The sequence below is a fragment of the Streptomyces sp. NBC_00212 genome (genome assembly GCF_045206365.1).
GTDB lineage: Bacteria > Actinomycetota > Actinomycetes > Streptomycetales > Streptomycetaceae > Streptomyces.
In genome coordinates this window covers 2,836,733-2,854,809 of record NZ_CP108115.1, presented here as the reverse complement: position 1 = coordinate 2,854,809, position 18,077 = coordinate 2,836,733, and the positions used below count along the sequence as shown (strand labels likewise).

At 70.6% G+C, this 18,077-nt stretch carries 18 protein-coding genes; 10 read left to right on the top strand and 8 right to left on the bottom strand.

Translation table 11 applies throughout. The features are described 5' to 3' along the window. Positions 1–25: 25 nt before the first annotated feature. On the top strand, positions 26–982 hold the full coding sequence (meaB, locus tag OHA17_RS12775; RefSeq protein ID WP_053727025.1) for a methylmalonyl Co-A mutase-associated GTPase MeaB: 957 nt from the start codon (positions 26–28) through the stop codon (positions 980–982). Between the two features lie 30 nt (positions 983–1,012). Here the strand turns inward: meaB and OHA17_RS12770 are convergent, their stop codons facing one another. The 4 genes from OHA17_RS12770 to OHA17_RS12755 all read right to left on the bottom strand — a co-directional run bounded on the left by OHA17_RS12770 (position 1,013) and on the right by OHA17_RS12755 (position 3,694). Further along, positions 1,013–1,489, bottom strand: a complete 477-nt coding sequence (locus OHA17_RS12770; protein ID WP_053727026.1) for a MarR family winged helix-turn-helix transcriptional regulator — start codon at positions 1,487–1,489, stop codon at positions 1,013–1,015. Positions 1,490–1,632: 143 nt separating this feature from the next. Beyond that, the gene (locus tag OHA17_RS12765; RefSeq protein WP_406506700.1) at positions 1,633–2,409 is read right to left on the bottom strand and encodes an AIM24 family protein; all 777 of its coding nucleotides are present in this window, start codon (positions 2,407–2,409) and stop codon (positions 1,633–1,635) included. Continuing rightward, positions 2,406–3,056: an AIM24 family protein gene (locus OHA17_RS12760; protein WP_406506698.1), complete on the bottom strand. Its 651-nt coding sequence runs from the start codon at positions 3,054–3,056 to the stop codon at positions 2,406–2,408. The genes OHA17_RS12765 and OHA17_RS12760 overlap by 4 nt, the downstream gene beginning before the upstream one ends. Beyond that, positions 3,056–3,694 carry an AIM24 family protein gene (locus OHA17_RS12755; RefSeq protein ID WP_078966488.1) on the bottom strand — a complete coding sequence of 213 codons (639 nt, stop codon included), beginning with the start codon at positions 3,692–3,694 and terminating at the stop codon, positions 3,056–3,058. The genes OHA17_RS12760 and OHA17_RS12755 overlap by 1 nt, the downstream gene beginning before the upstream one ends. Before the next feature lie 157 nt (positions 3,695–3,851). Between OHA17_RS12755 and OHA17_RS12750 the strand changes: the two genes are divergently transcribed. The 4 genes from OHA17_RS12750 (at position 3,852) to OHA17_RS12735 (ending at position 8,410) form a co-directional block, all read left to right on the top strand. Then, entirely contained in the window at positions 3,852–4,196 is a 345-nt protein-coding gene (locus OHA17_RS12750; protein WP_053727029.1) for a DUF3817 domain-containing protein, read from the top strand. Continuing rightward, a complete protein-coding gene (locus tag OHA17_RS12745) occupies positions 4,193–4,486 on the top strand; it encodes an MTH1187 family thiamine-binding protein (RefSeq protein ID WP_365440018.1) in 294 nt (97 codons plus the stop codon). The genes OHA17_RS12750 and OHA17_RS12745 overlap by 4 nt, the downstream gene beginning before the upstream one ends. A gap of 198 nt (positions 4,487–4,684) precedes the next feature. Continuing rightward, positions 4,685–6,451, top strand: a complete 1,767-nt coding sequence (locus tag OHA17_RS12740; protein WP_406510699.1) for a glycosyltransferase family 2 protein — start codon at positions 4,685–4,687, stop codon at positions 6,449–6,451. A gap of 3 nt (positions 6,452–6,454) precedes the next feature. Continuing rightward, complete coding sequence (locus OHA17_RS12735; protein ID WP_406506695.1) at positions 6,455–8,410, top strand: galactose oxidase-like domain-containing protein; 1,956 nt, start codon at positions 6,455–6,457, stop codon at positions 8,408–8,410. Positions 8,411–8,426: 16 nt separating this feature from the next. Here the strand turns inward: OHA17_RS12735 and OHA17_RS12730 are convergent, their stop codons facing one another. After that, positions 8,427–9,461 (bottom strand): glycoside hydrolase family 6 protein, encoded by a 1,035-nt coding sequence (locus OHA17_RS12730; RefSeq protein WP_406506693.1) that lies wholly within the window; start codon positions 9,459–9,461, stop codon positions 8,427–8,429. Between the two features lie 173 nt (positions 9,462–9,634). Between OHA17_RS12730 and OHA17_RS12725 the strand changes: the two genes are divergently transcribed. The 3 genes from OHA17_RS12725 to OHA17_RS12715 all read left to right on the top strand — a co-directional run bounded on the left by OHA17_RS12725 (position 9,635) and on the right by OHA17_RS12715 (position 12,476). Then, a complete protein-coding gene (locus tag OHA17_RS12725; protein WP_053727033.1) occupies positions 9,635–10,141 on the top strand; it encodes a MarR family winged helix-turn-helix transcriptional regulator in 507 nt (168 codons plus the stop codon). A gap of 209 nt (positions 10,142–10,350) precedes the next feature. Beyond that, positions 10,351–10,689 (top strand): DUF3817 domain-containing protein, encoded by a 339-nt coding sequence (locus OHA17_RS12720; RefSeq protein ID WP_398879280.1) that lies wholly within the window; start codon positions 10,351–10,353, stop codon positions 10,687–10,689. An 86-nt stretch (positions 10,690–10,775) separates the two neighbouring features. Continuing rightward, on the top strand, positions 10,776–12,476 hold the full coding sequence (locus OHA17_RS12715; protein ID WP_406506691.1) for a methylmalonyl-CoA mutase: 1,701 nt from the start codon (positions 10,776–10,778) through the stop codon (positions 12,474–12,476). A 353-nt stretch (positions 12,477–12,829) separates the two neighbouring features. Here OHA17_RS12715 and OHA17_RS12710 read toward each other — a convergent pair whose 3' ends face one another. Beyond that, the gene (locus OHA17_RS12710; RefSeq protein ID WP_406506689.1) at positions 12,830–14,227 is read right to left on the bottom strand and encodes a sensor histidine kinase; all 1,398 of its coding nucleotides are present in this window, start codon (positions 14,225–14,227) and stop codon (positions 12,830–12,832) included. Beyond that, positions 14,224–14,919, bottom strand: a complete 696-nt coding sequence (locus OHA17_RS12705; RefSeq protein WP_053727037.1) for a response regulator transcription factor — start codon at positions 14,917–14,919, stop codon at positions 14,224–14,226. The genes OHA17_RS12710 and OHA17_RS12705 overlap by 4 nt, the downstream gene beginning before the upstream one ends. Before the next feature lie 63 nt (positions 14,920–14,982). Between OHA17_RS12705 and OHA17_RS12700 the strand changes: the two genes are divergently transcribed. Together OHA17_RS12700 and OHA17_RS12695 are read left to right on the top strand one after the other, a co-directional pair. Continuing rightward, on the top strand, positions 14,983–16,128 hold the full coding sequence (locus tag OHA17_RS12700) for a UDP-N-acetylglucosamine--N-acetylmuramyl-(pentapeptide) pyrophosphoryl-undecaprenol N-acetylglucosamine transferase (RefSeq protein ID WP_406506686.1): 1,146 nt from the start codon (positions 14,983–14,985) through the stop codon (positions 16,126–16,128). Continuing rightward, the gene (locus tag OHA17_RS12695) at positions 16,125–17,123 is read left to right on the top strand and encodes a GDP-mannose 4,6-dehydratase (protein ID WP_406506684.1); all 999 of its coding nucleotides are present in this window, start codon (positions 16,125–16,127) and stop codon (positions 17,121–17,123) included. Before OHA17_RS12700 ends, OHA17_RS12695 begins: the two co-directional genes overlap by 4 nt. A 24-nt stretch (positions 17,124–17,147) precedes the next feature. Here OHA17_RS12695 and OHA17_RS12690 read toward each other — a convergent pair whose 3' ends face one another. Then, positions 17,148–17,786, bottom strand: a complete 639-nt coding sequence (locus OHA17_RS12690; RefSeq protein ID WP_398879290.1) for a TetR/AcrR family transcriptional regulator — start codon at positions 17,784–17,786, stop codon at positions 17,148–17,150. Positions 17,787–18,077: the final 291 nt, after the last annotated feature.

Below are 18,077 nucleotides of genomic sequence, written 5' to 3'. Positions count from 1 at the left end.
GCGTACGCGACTGAACGGAGCGGCAATGGTGGACGTCCCCGAACTGGTGGCCCAGGCCCGGGAAGGCCGGCCCAGGGCCGTCGCCCGGCTGATCTCGCTGGTCGAGGGGGCGTCCCCGCAGCTGCGCGAGGTCATGGCGGCGCTGGCCCCGCTCGCGGGCAACGCGTACGTCGTGGGGCTCACGGGCTCGCCCGGTGTCGGCAAGTCGACCTCCACCTCGGCGCTGGTCACCGCCTACCGCAGAGCCGGGAAGCGGGTCGGCGTGCTCGCCGTCGACCCGTCCTCGCCCTTCTCCGGCGGGGCCCTGCTCGGCGACCGGGTCCGGATGTCCGAGCACGCTTCCGACCCGGGCGTCTACATCCGCTCGATGGCGACCCGGGGCCACCTGGGCGGCCTGGCCTGGGCCGCGCCCCAGGCGATCCGGGTCCTGGACGCGGCGGGCTGCGAGGTGATCCTGGTCGAGACGGTGGGCGTCGGTCAGTCCGAGGTCGAGATCGCCTCGCAGGCCGACACCTCGGTGGTGCTGCTCGCGCCCGGCATGGGCGACGGCATCCAGGCGGCCAAGGCCGGAATCCTGGAGATCGGCGACCTGTACGTCGTCAACAAGGCGGACCGGGACGGCGCGGACGCGACGGCCCGCGAGCTCAACCACATGCTGGGCCTCGGCGAATCACGCGGCCCGGGGGACTGGCGCCCGCCCATCGTCAAGACGGTGGCGGCGCGAGGCGAGGGCATCGACGAGGTCGTGGAGGCGCTGGAGAAGCACCACGCGTGGATGGCCGAGCACGGCGTCCTCGCCGAGCGGCGCCGGGCCCGCGCGGCCCGCGAGGTCGAGACCATCGCGGTCACCGCCCTGCGCGAGCGCATCGGCTCCCTGCACGGCGACCGCCGCCTGGACGCGCTGGCGCAGCGCATCGTGGACGGCGAGCTCGACCCGTACGCGGCGGCCGACGAGCTGGTGGCCGGGCTGACCGGAGCCTAGATCCGACCGGGACCCGTGTCTGACTGTGCGTCAGATCTTGCCGCGGTGACCCCGCAGGTGCTCCGCGACCGGGGTCAGCGACTCGCGTAGATCCGCCAGCGCCTCGCTCGACAGCAGGTCGATGAAGTGGCGCCGCACGGAGGCCACGTGGTGGGGGGCGACCTTCTCCATGGTCTCCGTGCCGTGCTCGGTGAGGACGGCGAAGAGCCCGCGCCGGTCCGACTCGCAGTTCTCGCGCCGGACCAGGCCCGCGTTCTCCATGCGGGTGATCTGGTGCGAGAGACGGCTCTTGGACTGGAGGGTGGCGGCCGCGAGGTCGCTCATCCGCATCCGCTTGTCGGCCGACTCCGAGAGGTTCACCAGGATCTCGTAGTCGTTGTTGGTCAGGCCGAACGGCTGCAGATCCTTCTCCATCTGGTACGTCAGCATCCTGTTGACGTCCAGATAGGTGCGCCAGGCGCACTGCTCGTCGTCGCTCAGCCAGTTCGTGGCCGTCTCGGTCTCCATATGTGGATTCTACCTAAGAAGTTGAATTCTGAACCAAGTGTGGGAGTGTGACGCCCGGCACGTGATGCGATCGCGCCACTCGCGCGGCCCCGCCGAGCCCCGAGGGGCTCAGGCGTTCGACGTCACACTCCGCAGACTACCGCTCACAGGCCGAAGCGACGCTGGAGGTCCCCCAGCTGGCCGGGAAGACGCGGTCCCGCGCCCTGCTGGCCGGGCCCGCCCTGGCCGCCGCCCGGCACCCCGGGCTCGTTCGTGACCTGCCCCGTCGCCTGCTCCGCCATGAGTACCTCGGTGGACTGGAGCAGTACCGTACCGGCCCCCACGAACTCGAACTGGTGCTCCTCGCCGGACGTTCCGCCGAGCCCGGTGAGTGACCGGATTCCGCCCAGGACGCCCGTCATATAACCGTGGTCGTAGTGGTGGCACGGCGAAGGGCAGTCCGCCCAGCCGACCAGCGCCTGCGGGTCCACCCGGATCGGCGGCTCCATGAAGACGACCGGACCGTTGGACGCGGCCACGAACTTGCCCGTGCCGATCAGCGTGAGGAACCCCGGCACGATCGACTGCTTCAGCGCGAGCGAGGGCTGGTAGGCCAGCAGGTTGCCGGACCGGATCGTCAGGTTGCCCTCGTCCAGGTCGTAGCTGTTCACGTCGAAGGCGCGGTCCGCGAGCAGCATCTTGCCGCTGCCGTCCGCCACCACCCAGTCGCTGGCGTGCAGCGGCGAGTGGAAGCTCGTGCGAAGCAGCCGGTCGAGCCGGCCGTGGCCGATGCCGTTGAACTCGATCTGCCCGTAGTAGGCGATCATCTTGCCCTTCTGCAGGAACCACTGGCTCGACTTGAGCTCCACACAGAAGGTGTACTTGTTGACGTTGTCGTCGGTCGGCAGAGAGTAGGGATCGAAGATCACCGCGGCGGTCACAGCTTCTCCTCCGAGGCCTGCACGTACACCGAGCCGTTGCCGGACAGTTCGAGCTGGAAGGCCTCGCCGGAGCCCCGGCCCACCATGTCGCGCCAGCCCAGCGCGGTCGAGAGCTTGTTGCGCACGTCGCCGTGGTGGGCCACGTAGGCCTGCGGGTCGACGTGCACCGGGCGCTGCGGGGTGATCGGAAGCTCGATCACGCCGCCGTGCGCCATGACCGCGACCGCCCCGTGTCCCTTGAGGGTCGTGGCGAACAGGCCCTGCCCGGTCACCTGGCCGCGCACCATGCCCATGACGCCGCCCTGCGAGCCCATGAACATCGTGCCCTGCTGGAGCGACCCGTCGAAGGCGAGCAGGCGGTCGGCCTCCACGTACAGGGTGTCGCCCTGGAGGTTGATGACCTGGATGTGGTGGCCGCCGTGGCCGAACATCACGGTGCCGCTGCCCTCGACCGTCATCAGGGGGGTCGCCTCGTTGGCGACCCGGCGGCCGATCATCGACATGATGCCGCCCTGGCCGCCCTGGATGTTGGGCGTGAAGGACACCTCGCCCTTGTAGGCGAGCATCGCGCCGCGCTGGCTGAACATCTTCTGGCCGGGGCTCACCGTCGCCTCGACCATCTTCGAGTTGATCTCGCGGAAGGGCATCAGACGTCCCCGCCGATCGTGTTGCGCTCGCTGGGCTGCACGTACACCAGGCCCTCGCCCTCGAACCGGATCTGGAAGGCCTCGCCGGAGCCCTCGCCGAGGAAGGTCCGGAACGTCACCCCGGACTGGAAGCGCTGCTGGAGGTTGCCCTGGTGCGCGATGTACGCCCCGGGGTCGACGGACAGCGGGTACTGGGCGCTGACCCGGAGCACCACGGCCGGTCCGTCCGACATGATCGCGGCCTGGCCGTGGCCCTCGATCGTCGTGGTGAACAGGCCGTTGCCCTGGCTCGCGCCGCGCAGGCCGGTGAAGGTGGTGCCGGTGCGCAGCCCCGCGTCCGTGGCGAGCAGGTTGCTCGCCTCGACGAAGAGCTTGTCGCCGGTCAGGCTCACGAGGTTGATCTCGCTCGCGCGGTCGGCGAAGTAGCACGTGCCGTGCCCCTTCACCTCCATCACGGTCATCTGTTCGCCGGTGAGGCGGCGGGTCACCATGCCGCGCAGACCCTCACCGCCGCCGGTCATCTTCTTGAACGCCATCTGGCCGTCGTAGGCGACCATCGAGCCGTTCTTCGCTTTGACGGCGTCGCCGGTCATGTCGACGGCGAGCACTTTGCTGCCCTGGAGTCGGAACGTTGCCACGGCTCGACGTTAGCGGGCCGGGGACCCGCCCCGACAGGGGCAAGGGTGCGATGTCAGAATGGGGATCGTTTGTGCACGCGTTCACAAGATCGCTGCCGACGGATCGCCGTGAGACGATCACCGCCGCCCGCCCCTCCCAGCGAAGGTGCCCCCGCCCGTGGACATCAAGACAGCCTCCGCCCTGCATCGACTCCGACTGATCTCGCTCCCCGAGGCCATCTCGTTCCCGATCCTGCTGGTGTGCTCCGTGCTCAAGCGCACCACCTCGTTCGACGGGGTCATGGTCATGGGCATGGTCCACGGCATCCTGTTCACGCTGTACGTGCTCTTCTGGCTGGACGCCTGGAACCGCACCAAGTGGTCCGCGAAGACCGGCGCGCTCTACTTCGTGCTCGCCGTGCTGCCCTTCGGCGGCTTCTTCGCCGAGCGCAAGATCCGCCGCGAGCTGGACGCCGCGGTCATCGCCACCCGGGCCCGCAAGGAAGGCGTGGTCAACGCATGATCGTCGCCTTCTCGGTCAGCCCGCTCGGCGTCGGCGAGGACGTGGGGGAGTACGTGGCCGACGCGGTCCGCGTGGTCCGCGAGTCCGGCCTGCCCAACCGTACGGACGCGATGTTCACGTCCATCGAGGGCGAGTGGGACGAGGTGATGGACGTCGTCAAGCGCGCCGTCGCCGCCGTCGAGGCCCGCTCGAACCGGGTCTCGCTGGTGCTCAAGGCGGACATCCGCCCCGGCGTCACGGACGGTCTGACGTCCAAGGTGGAGACGGTGGAGCGCCACCTGTCCGCGTAACCGACCTTCGGCGAAGAGCCCCCGGCCGTCACGGCCGGGGGCTCTTGCGCGTCCCGGGCCGCACCTACCGCGCGCGAAAGCCGTTCAATCCAGAACCGCTCACTCGGAGTACTCCAGTCGACACGCCGAGAATTCTCCACTTTTGTGGGGATATCAACCCAGTTCGAGACCCTGCTCGACGATCAGCTGGAGGGCACCGTGCGTCCGGAGGGCTACGACTACGACACCCACAGCCGACTGGCCGGACCACTCACCGAGCCGGGTGACAAGCCCTACCGGGTGCAGTACCGCAGCCTGCTCTCCCGGGAGCCGCACCGCATACGCGCCGTCCTGCTGATGACCCTGGCGCCGATACTCACCGGCCTGCTGCTCGTCTACCTCGTCTGGCCAACCCACTGGGTCGAGCGCGAGGGCGGCGACCGCTGGCTCGTGGGCCTCGACATCGCGATGCTGGTCTCGATCGGCCTGATCGAGCTCTTCATGGTCACCAACGTCGCCTCCGTGGCCCACGCCACCATGGTCGCCCGCGACCCCGTCCCGGTCGTCCCCGAATACGGCACCCGGGTCGCCTTCCTCACCACGTACGTGCCCGGCAAGGAACCCATATCCATGGTGCGGAACACCCTGGAGGCGGCCGTCCGGCTCACGCACACCGGGCCGCTCGACATCTGGCTCCTGGACGAGGGCGACGACGAACAGGCCAGGGCCCTCTGCACCGAGCTCGGGGTGCGCCACTTCTCCCGCAAGGGCGTCCCCGAGTGGAACCGCGACAACGGCGCCCACAAGGCCCGCACCAAGCACGGCAATTACAACGCATGGATCGCGATGCACGGCGGCGGCTACGACTTCTTCGCCTCCGTCGACACCGACCACGCCCCGCTCCCCAACTTCCTGGACCGGATGATGGGTTACTTCCGCGACCCCGACGTCGCCTTCGTCGTCGGACCGCAGGTGTACGGGAACTACGACTCGCCCGTCACCAAGGCCGCCGAATCCCAGCAGTTCCTCTTCCACGCGCTGATCCAGCGGGCCGGCAACCGCTACCGGGCGCCCATGTTCGTCGGCACCAACAACGTCGTACGGATCGCGGCGCTGCGGCAGATCGGCGGCCTGTACGACTCGATCACCGAGGACATGGCCACCGGCTTCGAACTGCACCGGCACAGGAACCCGAGGACCGGCCACCACTGGCGCTCCGTGTACACCCCGGACGTGCTGGCCGTCGGCGAGGGCCCGGCCTCCTGGACCGACTTCTTCACCCAGCAGATGCGCTGGTCGCGCGGCACCTACGAGACCCTGTTCAAGCAGTACTGGAAGGCGCCCTTCAGCATGCCGCCCGGCCGGCTGCTCTCGTACACCCTGATGCTCGTCTACTACCCGATGACCGCCGTCAACTGGCTTCTGGGGATCGTCAGTTGCGTGCTCTTCCTGTGGTTCGGGGCGTCCGGCACCCAGGTCACCGCCTCGGTCTGGCTGATGCTCTACAGCGATGCGGCGGCCCTCCAGATCGGGCTCTACCTCTGGAACCGGCGGCACAACGTCTCCCCCCACGAACCCGAGGGCTCGGGCGGGCTCGCCGGGATGGGCATGTCGGCGCTCTCGGCGCCCATCTACCTCAAGTCGCTCGGCTCGGCCGTGCTGCGCACCCGCGGCCAGTTCGTCGTCACCCCCAAGGGCGGCCAGGCCAGCCCCGACCGGCTGTGGACCTTCCGCATCCACCTGTTCTGGGCGGCCGTCCTCGCCATCTCGCTGATCGCCTCCGTCCAGTACCGCCACACCCACGCCGCCATGCGCACCTGGGCCGTGCTCGCCCTGTGCATCGCGCTGGCCCCGGCGGCGATCTGGTCCTGGACGACGCTGCGCGAGCGCGGCGCGGCCCGCGGCGCGGCCAAGGTCGCCACCCGGCAGAAGAAGGCCACGGGCGAGGCGGAACCCGCCGTCGCCACGACGACCGGAGGGAACTGAGCCATGGCCCACCGGCCCTCGCAGCGGACGAAGAAGACCCTGCTCGGCGGCGGCGCCGTCGTGCTCCTCGCCGGCCTCAACGCCCCCGCCGCGCTCTCCTTCGCCACCGAGCAGTACCACGCGTACGAGATCGCCCAGCCCGAGTACATGGCGCGGTACGGCGCCTGGCACGGCGTCGACATCCCCAAGGAGTACCGCACCAACGCCATCCACGCGGCGCTGCTGCACACCGGCAAGGTGCTGATCATCGCGGGCTCCGGCAACAAGCAGGACCACTTCGACGCGGGCACCTTCGACACCGTGCTGTGGAACCCGAAGGACAACTCCTTCAAGAAGATCCCCACCCCCGCGGACTTCTTCTGCGGCGGCCACGCCCAACTCCCGGACGGCAAGCTCCTGGTGGCCGGCGGAACCGCTCGCTACGAGCTCCTGGACGGCGAGGTCAAACGGGCCGGGGGCGGCATGCGGGTCAAGAACGAGAGCCCGGACAGGGCCGTCACCGTCAAGAAGGGCAGCAGGTTCCGCTCCCCGTCGGGCATCGAGTACATATCCAAGTTCGACGTCACGGTGCCGCGCGCCAAGCGCGAGTTCGAGGTCGCGTACTACGACACCGGGCAGATGAAGCCCTGGAAGACCAAGACCACCGCGGGCGAGGCGCGGGTCTTCGTCGAGGCGGTCGTCGAGGGCCCCCAGTCGGTGGCCACCGACCGGGCCCAGTACGAGATCGAGGGCCTGACCGGCAAGGACGCCGACGACGTGTACGGGCTCGCCGAGAAGATCACCCTGGACAAGCAGGACTTCCAGGGGATCAGGGCGGCGTACGAATTCGACCCGAAGGCCGAGAAGTACATCCCGGTCGCCCCGATGAAGGAGGCCCGCTGGTACCCGACGCTCACCACGCTCCAGGACGGCCGGGTGCTCGCCGTCTCCGGGCTCGACGACGTGGGCGCGATCCTCGCGGGCGACAACGAGATCTACGACCCGAAGACCAAGCAGTGGTCCAAGGGCCCCTTCCGCTACTTCCCGACCTACCCCTCGCTGTTCCTGACCAAGAGCGGCAAGCTCTTCTACTCGGGCGCCAACGCCGGGTACGGGCCCGCCGACAAGGGCCGCGAGCCCGGCCTGTGGGACGTCGAGAAGAACACCTTCACCAAGATCGGCGGCCTGAGCGCCACCGACCAGCTGGAGACGGCCAGTTCACTCCTGCTGCCTCCCGCCCAGGACCAGCGGTTCATGCTGCTCGGCGGCGGCGGGGTCGGCGAGTCCAAGAAGGCGACGCCCCGCACCGCCGTGGTGGACCTCAAGCAGAACAGCCCCGCCTTCAAGAGCGGGCCCGAACTCCCGCAGGGAACCCGGTATTTGAACAGCGTGATCATGCCGGACGACTCGGTGTTCACCAGCGGCGGCTCCGCCGACTACCGGGGCCGGGGCGGCTCCAACATCCTCAAAGCGCAGTTCTACGACCCCAAGGAGAACGCCTTCCGCGAGGCGGCCGACCCCACGGTCGGCCGCAACTACCACTCCGAGGCGCTGCTGCTGCCCGACGGCCGGGTCGCCACCTTCGGCTCCGACTCGCTGTTCGGCGACAAGGACAACACCAAGCTCGGCAAGTTCGAGCAGCGCATGGAGGTCTACACCCCGCCCTACCTCTACCGCGACAAGGACAAGCGCCCGGCCCTCGGCGACGGCCCCGAGGCCGCGGCGGGCGACGGCCGGGCGACCTTCAGGACGGACCACCCCGAGCGTGTCGTCAAGGCCCGCCTGATGCGGCCGAGCGCGGTCACCCACACCACGGACGTCGAGCAGCGCTCGATCGAACTGGGCCTGACGAAGGACAAGAACTCGGTCACCATCACCGTCCCGAAGGACCGGGCGCTGGTCCCGCCCGGCTGGTACATGGTCTTCGTGACCGACCAGGAGGGCACCCCGTCCGAGGCGAAGTGGCTCCGGGTGGACTGAGCGGCCCGGGGGGGTGTCAGAACCGGGCGCGCTTGGCGAGCCCGAGGGCGTACTCCGGCCACCAGGTCCCGGCGGACGGGCCGCCCCGGCAGGGCCCGTCCGAGTCGCCCGGCCGCTTGATCCACAGGAACGCGTCGACGAGCGGATCCCCGGTACTGACCGACGGCGGCGTCCCCAGCGACCGGCCCGGGGGATTGCACCAGGCCTGGTCGCGGTCGCCGCGCAGGGGGCCCTCGCCGTTGCGGCTGGTGTCCATGACGAAGTGCTTGCCGTCGAGCCCCTGGGACACCTTCGCCCCGTACGCCCGTACCGTCGCGTCGGTCTGGAAGTTGGAGACGTTCAGCGCGAACCCGTCGGCGTTCTCGACCCCGGCCCGCCGCAGGGGCTCGACGAGGCTGTAGGGATCCGGGAGCCACGAAGGGTTGCCGGCATCGAGATAGACCTTGGTGTTGGGCAGCTTCTTGAAATACTGAACCGCCTCGTTGAGGAGCTGATAGCGCTCGGCGTGATGGTCGGGCGTCGTGCACCCGTCGACCATGTGGGCGACCGCGTCCGGCTCCAGGATCACCACCGCCGGGGCGTCGCCGATCGCCTCGGCGAACATCCCGTACCAGGCGCGGTAGCCGTCGACCCCGTTCGCCCCGCCCGCCGAGTACTTGCCGCAGTCGCGGTGCGGAATGTTGTACGCCACGAACAGCGCGGTCCGCTTGTCCTTGGCGGCGCCCTCGACGGCCCTGCGGATGCCGGGCTGCGGGTTGTCCCCGGACGGCCAGGTGGCCACCGGCCGGTCCGCGATCCGCCGCAGCGCCTGGGCGTCGGCGGTCCGGCCCTGCCGCTGATAGATCCTGATCTGCCGGGCCGCGTCGCTCTCCGGGTCCACCCAGAAGGGAGAGCCGGGCGCGGGCGCGGGGGCGGCCTCGGCCTCGGCCGCGGTGTGGGCCCGGGCCACGGGGGCCTCGTCGGGGTCGGCGCCGAACGAGCAGCCGGCGACGGAGGCGAGCAGGGCCGCGGCGAGCAGGGTTCTGTACGGGAGGGTTCTGTACCGGGACATCAGGCCCCCTGGGGGCGACAAGGGTCTGGACGGGATGTTCTGAATGATTTACATGGAACCGGCCAATAGTGACATAATGGTCACTCTGCGTGGGGGAGCGCCATGCCGGGCGGTCCGGTACCGAACTTCGAGACGGGGCTGACCGGCATGTGACCAGTGGGTAAGGTCGACGGGTGCCCAAGCCGCTCAGCCTTCCCTTCGATCCCATCGCCCGAGCCGACGAACTCTGGCAGCAGCGCTGGGGACCCGTGCCCTCGATGGGGGCGATCACCTCGATCATGCGGGCGCACCAGATCCTGCTCGCCGAGGTCGACGCGGTGGTGAAGCCCTACGGGCTGACCTTCGCGCGGTACGAGGCACTGGTGCTGCTGACCTTCTCCAAGGAGGGGGAGCTGCCGATGTCGAAGATCGGCGAGCGCCTGATGGTCCACCCCACCTCGGTCACCAACACGGTGGACCGCCTCGTGAAGTCGGGCCTCGTGGACAAGCGCCCGAACCCGAACGACGGCCGCGGGACCCTGGCGTCCATCACGGACAAGGGCCGTGAGGTGGTGGAACAGGCCACGCGCGACCTGATGGCGATGGAGTTCGGGCTCGGCGTCTACGACGCGGAGGAGTGCGGGGAGATCTTCGCGATGCTGCGGCCCCTGCGGGTGGCGGCGAACGACTTCGAGGAGTAGCCCATCCCCGCTGGGGAGGCCTGGTTCGCACCCGGCCAGGGGCGCGGGGAACTGCGCGACCAGCCACGCACGGTCCGCAGCCGAAGCGTCAACACCCCCGGCGGGTTTCGGGAAGGGGTGGGGTGGGGCCTACGGGGTCTGGGGCGGAGCCCCAGGGGCTGTGGGACCCGGGCGAAGATCGCCCCGCATGTCCGGTTACGCTCGACCGCATGAAAAAGAGCGTGCTGACCCGCTACCGGGTGATGGCGTACGTCACCGGCGTGCTGCTGGTCCTGCTGACCCTCGGCGTGATCGCCAAGTACATCCTCGACATGAACGGCGCCGCGGACTTCACGAAGGTCGTCGGCATCGCCCACGGCTGGCTGTACGTGATCTACCTCGTCTTCGCCTTCGACCTGGGCTCCAAGGCGAAGTGGCCGGTCGGCAAGCAGCTGTGGGTGCTGATCGCCGGCACGATCCCCACCGCCGCCTTCTTCGTCGAGCGCAAGGTCTCCAAGGAACTGGAGTCCAAGCTCGCGGACGGCGTCCCCGCGGGCGCCCGCGCCTGACGGCACAAGCCCGATCCATCGCCGCGTGAGCAATGCGTGGCGGTCGGCCATCGACATTTACTAGGACGTCCAAGTAAATTTGAGTCATGGACGCTGACGCCATCGAAGAAGGCCGCCGTCGCTGGCAGGCCCGTTACGACAAGGCCCGCAAGCGCGACGCGGACTTCACCACGCTCTCCGGGGACCCCGTGGACCCGGCGTACGGGCCCCGGCCCGGCGACACCTACGACGGGTTCGAACGGATCGGCTGGCCCGGGGAGTACCCCTTCACGCGTGGCCTGTACCCCACCGGCTACCGGGGGCGTACGTGGACGATCCGGCAGTTCGCCGGGTTCGGCAACGCCGAGCAGACCAACGAGCGCTACAAGATGATCCTGGCCGCCGGCGGCGGCGGGCTGAGCGTCGCCTTCGACATGCCCACCCTCATGGGCCGCGACTCCGACGACCCCCGCTCGCTCGGCGAGGTCGGCCACTGCGGCGTCGCCATCGACTCGGCCGCCGACATGGAGGTCCTGTTCAAGGACATCCCGCTGGGCGATGTCACCACATCCATGACCATCAGCGGGCCGGCCGTGCCCGTCTTCTGCATGTACCTGGTGGCCGCGGAGCGGCAAGGGGTCGACCCGGGCATCCTCAACGGCACGCTCCAGACGGACATCTTCAAGGAGTACATCGCGCAGAAGGAGTGGCTCTTCCAGCCCGAGCCCCATCTGCGCCTCATCGGCGACCTGATGGAGCACTGCGCGCGCGGCATCCCCGCCTACAAGCCGCTGTCGGTCTCCGGCTACCACATCCGCGAGGCCGGGGCGACGGCCGCGCAGGAGCTGGCGTACACCCTGGCCGACGGCTTCGGCTACGTGGAACTGGGCCTCAGTCGAGGCATGGACGTCGACGTCTTCGCCTCCGGGCTCTCCTTCTTCTTCGACGCACACGTGGACTTCTTCGAGGAGATCGCCAAGTTCCGCGCGGCGCGCCGCATCTGGGCCCGCTGGATGAAGGAGGTGTACGGCGCCCAGTCGGACAAGGCGCAGTGGCTGCGGTTCCACACCCAGACCGCCGGGGTCTCGCTGACCGCGCAGCAGCCGTACAACAACGTCGTACGCACCGCCGTGGAGGCCCTCGCGGCCGTGCTCGGCGGCACCAACTCGCTGCACACCAACGCGCTGGACGAGACCCTCGCGCTGCCCAGCGAGCAGGCCGCCGAGATCGCGCTGCGCACGCAGCAGGTGCTGATGGAGGAGACTGGCGTCGCGAACGTCGCCGACCCGCTGGGCGGCTCCTGGTACGTGGAGCAGCTCACCGACCGGATCGAGTCGGACGCGGAGAAGATCTTCGAGCAGATAAAGGAGCGGGGCACGCGGGCGCACCCCGACGGGCAGCACCCGATCGGCCCGATCACGTCCGGCATCCTGCGCGGCATCGAGGACGGCTGGTTCACCGGCGAGATCGCCGAGTCGGCCTTCCGCTACCAGCAGTCCCTGGAGAAGGGCGACAAGCGGGTCGTGGGCGTCAACTGCCACCACGGTTCGGTCACCGGTGACCTGGAGATCCTGCGGGTCAGCCACGAGGTGGAGCGCGAGCAGGTACGGGTCCTGGTCGACCGCAAGTCGCGCCGCGACGACGGGGCGGTGCGCGCCGCCCTCGACGCGATGCTGGCCGCCGCCCGGGACGGCTCCAACATGATCGTGCCGATGCTGGACGCGGTGCGGGCGGAGGCGACGCTGGGTGAGATCTGCGGGGTGCTCCGCGACGAGTGGGGCACGTACACGGAGCCGCCGGGCTTCTGACCCCGTTTTGCCCCCCCACCCCGCCCCTTCCCGCTGTGACACTCTGCGGCTCCGCCGCGTGGCCTCCGGGGGTGGGTGGGGTCGGCCAGAGCCGGTGATATGCGGTGGTTCGGCTGCGGACCGTGCGTGGCTGGTCGCGCAGTTCCCCGCGCCCCTAGCAGGATTAACGCTGGCCAGTACCGGCATCTTCAGCCCGTCCGGCGTTTGAGGACGAGCGCCCTTAAGGCGCGGTCGGGGTCTGGGGCGGAGCCCCAGGAAACCGGCTTCACCCCTTCCCTCACCCCCGGCGGGTCTAGGGAAGGGGTGGGGTGGGGTGGGGCTCTCCCCGGGGTCTGGGGCGGAGCCCCAGGGGCTCAGGCGGGCCCGCCGTCCCCGCTCGGGAGCGTCAGGCGGAACAGGGCTCCGCCGCCCGGGGCCTGATGCGCCGTCAGGTCGGCTCCGTGCGCCCGCGCGATCTGCCGGGCCATCGCCAACCCCAGCCCCGACCCCGGCAACGCCCGCGCCTGCTCCGCCCGGTAGAAGCGGTCGAAGACATGGGGGAGGTCGGCCGGGGCGATACCGGGCCCGTGGTCCCGTACCGTCAACTCGCCCGACAGGAGCACCACTTCCACCGGCGCCCCCGGCGGGCTGAACTTCGCCGCGTTGTCCAGGAGGTTGGAGATCAGGCGAGCCAGGCGCCCCGGCACGCCCGACAGCGTCGCCGACGCGTCGGACAGCTCCAGCTGGAACGAGGTCGCCGGCCAGTGCGTACGGGCCGTATCCACCGTGTGTGCGAGCAGTGGGGCCAACCGGACCTTCTCCAGGAGCGGCGTCGGCTCCTCGTCCCTCGCCAGGTCGATCAGGTCGTTGACCAGGACGGACACCTCTCGGATCTGGCGGCCGAGCGCCGCCGAGGCCCGGTCGCGCTGGGCCGGCGTCAGACGGTCGGCCCGGGCAAGGAGCTCGGCGTTCGTGCGCAGCGCGGTCAAAGGGGTGCGCAGTTCGTGGGACGCGTCGGCGACCAGGCGGCGCTGGGCCGTCACCGACTGCTCCAGCTCGCCCAGCATCGTGTTGAAGGACGCCGCGAGCCGGGTCACCTCGTCCTCCTTGTCCGGCGGGCCGGGCGGCAGCTCGATGCGGTGGCTCGGGTCGCGGGTGGCCGCGATGTGCTCGGCCGTCGCGGTGAGCCGGGCCACGGGGGCGAGTCCGGTGCGGGACACCCAGTAGCCGAGCGCGGCCGCGAGCAGTACGCCCGCCGCCCCCACCCCGCTCAGGAGTCCGGCCGCCTGGCTCACGCCCTTGCGCACCGCGTCCGAACGCAGCGCCACCTGCAGCGACTTGCCGTGGCCGAAGGTCGTGGTGAGCATCCGCGCGGGCTCGCCGCCGGGCAGCGTGATGTTGGTGAAGTAGGCGTTGCGGTCTCCGGAGGCGACCTCGCGCACGGGCGGGCTCACCGGCAGGAGGTAGGGGCGGGAGGGGTCCTTCGCCGGGTCGGCCGGGACGATCTGCGCGCAGGCGGGGGCGGACAGGAAGCGGCACTCGCCGGCGAGCACACCGGGGGACGCGCCCCGGTTCTGCTGGATGACCAGCGTCGCCGACTGGGTCAGGTTCAGGTTGAGCTGGTGGTAGAGCTCGTACTGGATCACGAAGAACGCGGCCGTGCACACGCCGACCGCGACCAGCGCCACCGCGGCGGTCGCGGCCACCGCGAGCCGGGTGCGCAGCGGGCGGTGGCGGCGCCAGCGGGCGCCCAGGCGCCGCCGGGAGCTCACGAGACGTCCAGGCGGTAGCCGACGCCGTGCACGGTGTGGACCAGGCGCGGCTCGCCCGCCGCCTCCAGCTTGCGCCGCAGATAACCCACGTACACAGCCAGGGAGTTGGAGTCCGGGCCGAAGTCGCGGCCCCAGACCAGCTCGTGGATCAGCTCCCTCGGAAGGACCTGTCCCGGGTTGCGCATCAGAAGTTCCAGCAGGGCGAACTCGGTGCGCGTGAAGTCGATCGGGCGCTCGCCCCGGCGGGCGGTGTGCGCCACCGGATCCACCACCAGATCCGCGTACCGCAGCTCCTGCTGCTCGGCGGGGTCGGGCGCTGCCCTGCGTAGCAACGCCCGTACGCGTGCGATGAGTTCGTCCAGGGCGAAGGGCTTGACCAGGTAGTCGTCCGCGCCCGCCTCCAGGCCGTCCACGCGCTCGCTCACCGAATCCAGCGCGGTGAGGACCAGGACCGGGGTGCGGTCGCCCATCGCACGCAGCTGGCGGCACACCCCGAGGCCGTCGAGGACCGGCATCATCACGTCCAGGACGATCGCGTCCGGCCGCCAGGCGGCCACCTCGGAGAGCGCCGCGAGCCCGTCCTGGGCGCCCTTCACCTCGTACCCCTCGACCGCGAGGCCGTCCTCGACGGCCGCCCGTACCTCCGGCTCGTCGTCGACGACGAGAATTCTGACCGCGCGCGTGGTGCTCATGGGCAAAGCCTGCCAAACAGCGCTCTTAGAACCCTCTTAAGCCGCCCCGTGAACCTCGGTGCCATGCGCACACCATTGTCAGTAGTGATCGGGGCGGGCGGTACCGGCGGGCACATCTACCCCGGGCTCGCGCTCGCCGAGGCGCTGCGGCGGGCCGTCCCCGACGCGGTGATCTCCTTCGTCGGCACGACCCGGGGCCTGGAGGGCAAGCTCATACCCGGCGCCGGGTACCACCTGCACACCGTCGACATGATCCCCTTCGACCCCTCGCTCGGGGCCAAGCGGTATCTGCTGCCCGCCGCGCTGCTGAAGTCGGGCGCGCAGTGCCGGGCCATCCTCAAGGCTCAGCGCGCCCAGGTCGCGGTCGGCATGGGCGGCTACCCGAGCGCGCCGGTCATCGTCGGCGCCAAGATGGCCGGGCTGCCCAGCCTCATCCACGAGTCCAACGCCGTGCCGGGCCGTGCCAACCAGTTCGCGGCCCGGCTCACCTCCAACATCGCGGTCGCCTTCGACCGCAGCCGGGCCCATCTGGCGGGCGGCCAGGACGCCGTCACCACCGGCATGCCCATCGCCGCCGCGCTCGCCGCGCTCGACCGCACGGCGCTGCGCACCGAGGCCCGGCGGGCGTTCGGAGTGCCGCCCGGGGCGCGCCTCGTCCTCGTCAACGGCGGCAGCCTGGGCGCGGCCCGGCTCACCGCCGCGGCGATCGGTCTGGCCGAACGCTGGCGGGAGCGGGCCGACGTCCACCTCCTCATCAAGACCGGCCCGGCCCAACTGGCCGACACCGAGCGGCAGTTGGCCGCCCTTCCGGGTGCGCGGGCCGTGCCCTACCTCGACCGGATGGACCTCGCGTACGCGGCCGCCGACCTCGTGGTGTGCCGGGCCGGTTCGGCGACCGTGGCCGAACTCGCCGCGACCGGGGTGCCCGCCGTCCTCGTGCCGTACCCGCACGCGCCCGGCGACCACCAGACCCACAACGCGCGGGTCCTCTCCGACGCGGGCGCCGGCCTGCTCGTCCCGGACGCCGAGACCACCGCGTTCCGCCTGGCCGGCCTCATCGAACCGCTCCTGGCCGACCCGGCCCGGCTCGCCGCGATGAGCGGCGCCGCCGACCCCGGCAACCACGCCCGGGCCGCCGACCTCCTGGCCGCCAAGGTCCTCGAACTCGCCTCCTACCCCACCTCGTACACCAGGGAGTACGCAGCATGAGCACTGTCAACACGTGGCAGAACCGCACCGTCCTCGTCACCGGCGCGGAGGGCTTCATCGGCTCGACGCTCGTCGACCTGCTGGTCGAACTCGGCGCGAACGTCAGGGCGTTCGTGCACTACAAGCCGTACGCCGAGAAGGGATTCCTCGCCCACCTCATCGGCCACCCCCAGGTGGAGATGCTCTCCGGGGACGTCCGCGACGCGGGCCGCGTCTCGGACGCGGTCGCCGGCTGCGACACGGTCTTCCACCTCGCCGCCCTCATCGGCATCCCGTACAGCTACGACTCCCCGGGCGCCTATGTCCAGACGAACGTCGTCGGCACCGAGAACATCGCCGAGGCCTGCCGCCGCCACTCGGTGCGCCGCCTCGTCCACACTTCCACGAGCGAGGTGTACGGCACCGCCCTGACCGCGCCGATCAGCGAGCAGCACCCGCTCCAGCCCCAGTCGCCGTACTCCGCGTCCAAGATCGGCGCCGACATGATGGCGCTCTCGCACTGGCACGCCTTCGAGCTCCCGGTGACGGTGGTGCGCCCCTTCAACACCTACGGCCCGCGCCAGTCCGCCCGCGCCGTGATCCCGACCATCCTGGCCCAACTGCACGCGGGCGTACGGGAGATCAAGCTCGGCTCGCTCACCCCGACCCGCGACTTCACGTACGTCACCGACACCGCGCGGGGCTTCCTCGCGGTGGCCGAGTGCGACCGGGCGCTCGGCGAGGTCGTGAACCTGGGCACGGGCCGCGAGATAGCGATCGGCGACCTCGCCGAGGCGCTCATCGCCGCATCGGGCCGCGAGGCCTCGGTCGTGGTCGACCCGGCGCGCCTGCGCCCCTCGGGCAGCGAGGTGGAGCGACTGCTTTCCGACAACACGCGGGCCCGCGAGTGGGCGGGCTGGGAGCCGGAAATGAGCCTGGAAGAAGGCCTGAAGAAGACGTCGGCCTGGGTCGAGGAGAACCTCGCCCTGTTCGCGCCGACGCGCTATCAGGTCTGAGTTCGGGCTGGGCTCAAGCCGCCTTCAGGCCGCTGTCGCGGCCAACCCCGAGCAGATCAGGAGCGTGAAGTCGCGGGCCCACTCCTCGTCCACCGGCTCCGCGCTGACCAGCGCCCGGTGCACCACCGCGCCCGCCACCACGTCGAAGATGAGGTCGGTGTGGCGGGCGGAGACGGTCGGGTCGGCCTCGTAGGGGAGCTCGCCGCGGGCCTGGGCGCGTTCGCGGCCGATCAGAACCAGCCGCTTCTGACGGTCCACGATGGCCGAGCGGATCCGCCCGCGCAGCGCGTCGTCCCGGGTGGATTCGGCCACCACCGCCATCAGCGCGGTCTTCGTCTCGGGGCGTTCCAACAGTGCCGCGAACTGGAGGACGACGCCCTCCACATCGGCCACCAGGCTGCCCAGGTCCGGGAGTTCGAGCTCGTCGAAGAGGACCGCGACCGCGTCCACGACGAGCTCGTTCTTGCCGGCCCAGCGGCGGTAGAGCGTCGTCTTGGCCACCCCGGCCCGCGTCGCCACGTCCCCCATCGTGAACTTCGACCAGCCGACGTCCACCAGCGCCTCCCGGGTCGCCAGCAGGATCGCGGCATCGGCCTCGGCGCTGCGGGGCCGACCCGTACGACCCGTACAGGACGGTCTCGCGGCTCGGGATGAAGAAGGCATGACGGCGACCATACCGGCCGGTAGCAATCGCGCCAGAGGGCACGCGGTGTGCGCGAGATCACCCTGTGCGCCGGGTCCGCACCAGTTACGCTACGGCTCGTAGCGAAAGCCTTGAGCGGCCTTCCGCGACAACCACATGTCACACGGCGCCGGGGTGGGGACCCTGGTGCCACCAGGAAAGATCCGCGGCCCGGCCGTTGTCTCGCAGAGTCTCGCACTCCGGCGGGAGGCAGCGGGTGGGCCCGGATCCTGCCACCGGATCACCACGCACCGTCGCGGAAGGGGGAGGAT

What these genes read in the sequence shown, in the direction of transcription:
- OHA17_RS12760 (WP_406506698.1), bottom strand. Translation starts at nt 3,056, where the DNA reads ATGCCCTTCCGCGAGATCAACTCGAAGATGGTCGAGGCGACGGTGAGC.
- OHA17_RS12690 (WP_398879290.1), bottom strand. Translation starts at nt 17,786, where the DNA reads ATGCCTTCTTCATCCCGAGCCGCGAGACCGTCCTGTACGGGTCGTACG.
- OHA17_RS12720 (WP_398879280.1), top strand. Translation starts at nt 10,351, where the DNA reads ATGAAAAAGAGCGTGCTGACCCGCTACCGGGTGATGGCGTACGTCACC.
- OHA17_RS12770 (WP_053727026.1), bottom strand. Translation starts at nt 1,489, where the DNA reads ATGGAGACCGAGACGGCCACGAACTGGCTGAGCGACGACGAGCAGTGC.
- OHA17_RS12715 (WP_406506691.1), top strand. Translation starts at nt 10,776, where the DNA reads ATGGACGCTGACGCCATCGAAGAAGGCCGCCGTCGCTGGCAGGCCCGT.
- OHA17_RS12735 (WP_406506695.1), top strand. Translation starts at nt 6,455, where the DNA reads ATGGCCCACCGGCCCTCGCAGCGGACGAAGAAGACCCTGCTCGGCGGC.
- OHA17_RS12745 (WP_365440018.1), top strand. Translation starts at nt 4,193, where the DNA reads ATGATCGTCGCCTTCTCGGTCAGCCCGCTCGGCGTCGGCGAGGACGTG.
- OHA17_RS12730 (WP_406506693.1), bottom strand. Translation starts at nt 9,461, where the DNA reads ATGTCCCGGTACAGAACCCTCCCGTACAGAACCCTGCTCGCCGCGGCC.
- meaB (WP_053727025.1), top strand. Translation starts at nt 26, where the DNA reads ATGGTGGACGTCCCCGAACTGGTGGCCCAGGCCCGGGAAGGCCGGCCC.
- OHA17_RS12705 (WP_053727037.1), bottom strand. Translation starts at nt 14,919, where the DNA reads ATGAGCACCACGCGCGCGGTCAGAATTCTCGTCGTCGACGACGAGCCG.
- OHA17_RS12695 (WP_406506684.1), top strand. Translation starts at nt 16,125, where the DNA reads ATGAGCACTGTCAACACGTGGCAGAACCGCACCGTCCTCGTCACCGGC.
- OHA17_RS12700 (WP_406506686.1), top strand. Translation starts at nt 14,983, where the DNA reads ATGCGCACACCATTGTCAGTAGTGATCGGGGCGGGCGGTACCGGCGGG.